At 44.7% G+C, this 3,203-nt stretch carries 1 protein-coding gene; it reads right to left on the minus strand.

The window, feature by feature from the left end; all coding sequences use genetic code 11:
• A partial coding sequence (locus PHU20_RS10030; protein ID WP_476703472.1) for a phage tail protein occupies positions 1–3,203 on the minus strand: 3,203 nt, incomplete at both ends.

Genomic DNA, 3,203 nt, shown 5'->3' on the forward strand with positions numbered 1-3,203 from the left:
GCGGTCAAAGTGAAATCTGCGGTCTGGCTCACCAAGCTCTGGCTTGGTCCACCGGGCAACAGTTCAAAGGTGAAGTCTCCCGATCCACCGGTCACCGTCACACGTGCAACTTCGTCATTGGCGCAGGTAATGGCGGTCTGCTGACTAACAGTTACGGCTGTAATGGTGGGTAAAGGGTTTATGGTTACGGTATCTGTATCGGTACAACCGTTGGCATCACGCACGGTTACAGTGAAATTTTGAACTACACCGTTATCGGAAATAGTAAAGGTGTTGGTGGTAAAGAAGTTTACACCATCAATACTGTAGGTATAAGGGGCGGTACCATCGGTTCCTACAGCGGTAATGACCGCTTGGGAGGCCGTGTTGTTGGCATCACAGGCAAAATCGGTGGGAGTTGCACTGGCCACTAAAGCACTAGGCTCGTTGATAGTAAATGGAATATCCGTTTTACAAAACCTTGCAGATCTTATCCTTACAATATAATCGCCCTGATCTATTCCGGTAAAGACATTAGAGGATTGTGGTAACAATGTCATTGGAATAGTTCCAGTACTATCGAATAATTGATAGGTATAAGGTGGATTATCCATGCCTGGATCTAGTGTTACGAATATGGAACCATCACTGGCACCATGGCAACTTACATCTTTTATATCCCCAATGGCAGCAACTACGGCCGTTGGTACTTCTAGGGTGATGTCTATAAATGCATCACAACCGGTAGCTAAATTGTCATAAACATAAATTCTATAAGTTCCTGGGGTAAGGTTAGAGAAAGTATCCGGAATCTGTTTTGGTCTAATGATATTGTCCGAGGTATCCCTAAGCTCATACCTGTAATTGAATAGCGATCCACCATATGCTTTAACCTTAATCTCACCATCGTCTTGTAATAGTGCATTACACGATGGGGTTACCAAAACTTCGGCCGATAGGGTGGTTGGAGTATATATTTCAATACTTTCGCTGTTACCGCAACCATTGGCATCCCTTATTACTACTGTATGGTTTCCTGAACTTAGTCCTGTAAAATCATAAGTTGCTGGAGCTCCTGCAAAGGTCACTGCCTGAAATGCACCTCCGTCCAAACTTAGGAAATAGGGTTGCATGCCAGGGGTATCCAAAGTAACTTGGATGGTAAAATCACCTTCGGTTGTTGCACATTGGTTTGGTACCGTTAGGCTGATGACCGGAGTGGGATCTTCAGTAATGGTTATAGGTGTTGAGCGTATACAATTATTGGCATCCTTGACATATACAATATAGTCTTCGGCATCTGCATTAAAGAATCCGGTGGTATTGGTTCCGGACCATGTAGTCAAGGTAGGGGCCACTGTTGAGGCCAATTCCAATTGGAAAAGGTAGGGAGCCTTACCGTATTTTGCCGTTGCGGTAATAGTACCGGAATTGACATTACAACTGTTGGAGTTGGTCGCCGTAGCCGTAATATCCAATAGGGCACTGGATTGTTCAATGATAAAGGGATCTGAAGTATTGACGCATCCTGCATTGGTGCCATCCACCTCGGTAAATAGGATATAATATTCCCCAGGTGCGATACTACTTAATGTTTCAGTGGTCGCAGCACCTGTCAAACCGGTTGAACTATCTGATATTCCTGTGGAAGTATTGGTGGTTGAAACAAATAGTTCATAATCAACTTGGGTACCCCCATATCCGTCGAAGGTAAATTCTACCGACCCGTCCGCACTGCCAAAACAACTCACATTGGTAACAGTATCAACTGAAGAAGTCAAGGTTGAATTGGTTGCTATCGGAACAGTAGCTTCCTGAATATATTCACAACCGGTATCCGAATCATAAACTATAAATGTATAAGTTACCCCTGGAGTCAGTCCTGTAAAATTGTGGGTATATGGGGCTGATCCCATACCACCATCCTGTAAATACCAGTCCGTATTTCCAGCAAACCATGGTGAAGCTGGATAAATAGCGAAATAGAAGGTACCTGTACCGAGGGTTCCGTTACTGGCGGCGGCTTCCACTAGCATTTCACCACTTCCCGGAATACATCCTGCTGCTCCGGAAGTAGTTATTAAAACGTCTGGGCCAGTTGTTATGGTGACTGCGGAGACAGTTTCACAGCCATTACTATCTATTACCCTAATGGTGTAGTCCCCAAAATTAAGTCCGGTAAATGTGTGGTCATTGGTTCCTGTTGACGTATCATAGGAATCGGTGTAGGAATAGTCGTTTTTGTTCAATTCATAGACATAGGTTGCCGTTCCCCCACTGGCATCTACCGTAATGGTGCCCATGATATTTGAGGAAGCTGAACAAGACAAATTGGTATGACTGATATTAGGATTAATGGCAGTTGGTTCAGTGATAGTTTCTGTTTCCACGATGGAACAACCTTTATCATCGGTCAAAGTAATCTGGTAATCCCCGGCAGGTAAGCCAGTAGTTTGATTGCCATAGTCAATTCCTGAAATAGTTTCGAATATATTTATGGTATACGGGGCAACCCCTACACTGGTATCTACAACAATGTCCAAAGATCCAGTGTTATCACCATTACAAAGCACATGGGTTGGGGTTATGCTGGTAATAACAGGATTGTTCGCTGCCGTAACGGTCACGGTATTACTTTCGGTAACACAACCTTGGGAATCTGTTATTCTAAAACGATAAGTCCCCGCATTGGAAGTGCTATAAGGGAATCCTACGGCATAAGCCGTATAAGCCCCACCGTTAAAGGCTACTTCATAAGTATAGGCAGGATACCCCCCATTTACCGTTAGGTTGATTTCTGCATTAGGGCTACCCGTACAATCCAAATCTTTTGTAAGGACGGCATTGGCAGTGAGTTCCGGTTCAATCGTGAATTGCACGGTATCGGAACACCCATAACTATCCATAACCGTAAAGTCATAAGTTCCTGGTGTTAGGTCTGAAAAAGTATTTGATGTTTGGGTAGAACCTCCATTTAGACTATAGTAATAGGGTGCCTGACCTCCAGTAGCACCAACCACGATGGTGGCAAGGCTGGTAGAGGAGTAACATAGGGTCGAACTTGGATCGATGCTGGCTACAGGATTTGAAGGAGTTGTGATATCGAAGGAATCGGTCACGGTACATCCACCGGCATCGGTAACGCTGATGGTATAGGTCCCGGTCTGTGTAAGTCCGGAGAAGGTATTTGAGGCCTGTGGTCCCAGGACGTTGGAATTCGGTTC

It is taken from the genome of Maribacter polysaccharolyticus, assembly GCF_028882255.1.
Taxonomy (GTDB): domain Bacteria; phylum Bacteroidota; class Bacteroidia; order Flavobacteriales; family Flavobacteriaceae; genus Maribacter_A; species Maribacter_A polysaccharolyticus.